2 tRNA genes and 1 rRNA gene are annotated in these 521 nt (G+C 46.3%); all 3 read left to right on the forward strand.

From position 1 onward, the window contains the following. Positions 1-62: ribosomal RNA gene (locus FQ192_RS33885) — 16S ribosomal RNA — on the forward strand; the annotation flags it as partial. A gap of 125 nt (positions 63-187) precedes the next feature. Beyond that, positions 188-264: transfer RNA gene (locus FQ192_RS33890), tRNA-Ile, on the forward strand. Between the two features lie 10 nt (positions 265-274). Further along, positions 275-350, forward strand: a tRNA-Ala gene (locus FQ192_RS33895). The last annotated feature ends 171 nt before the right edge of the window (positions 351-521 follow it).

The following is a 521-nucleotide window of genomic DNA, read 5'->3' on the forward strand; positions in this document are numbered from 1 at the left end:
TGACTGGGGTGAAGTCGTAACAAGGTAGCCGTAGGGGAACCTGCGGCTGGATCACCTCCTTAATCGACGACATCAGCTGCTCCATAAGTTCCCACACGAATTGCTTGATTCATTGAAGAAGACGATAGAAGCAGCTTCAAGCTTTGAGCTACACGCTTCAAGTTTGATTGCGCTAAGCATCAAAATTGGGTCTGTAGCTCAGTTGGTTAGAGCGCACCCCTGATAAGGGTGAGGTCGGCAGTTCGAATCTGCCCAGACCCACCAATTTTGTTATGGGGCCATAGCTCAGCTGGGAGAGCGCCTGCCTTGCACGCAGGAGGTCAACGGTTCGATCCCGTTTGGCTCCACCATTTACTGCTTCTGACGTTAGAGTTTAGAAATGAGTATTCCGCTGTGAATATTGATTTCTAGTCTTTGATTAGATCGTTCTTTAAAAATTTGGGTATGTGATAGAAAGATAGACTGAACGTTACTTTCACTGGTAACGGATCAGGCTAAGGTAAAATTTGTGAGTTCTCTTA

It is taken from the genome of Pseudomonas sp. ANT_J12, from assembly GCF_008370045.1.
Taxonomy (GTDB): domain Bacteria; phylum Pseudomonadota; class Gammaproteobacteria; order Pseudomonadales; family Pseudomonadaceae; genus Aquipseudomonas.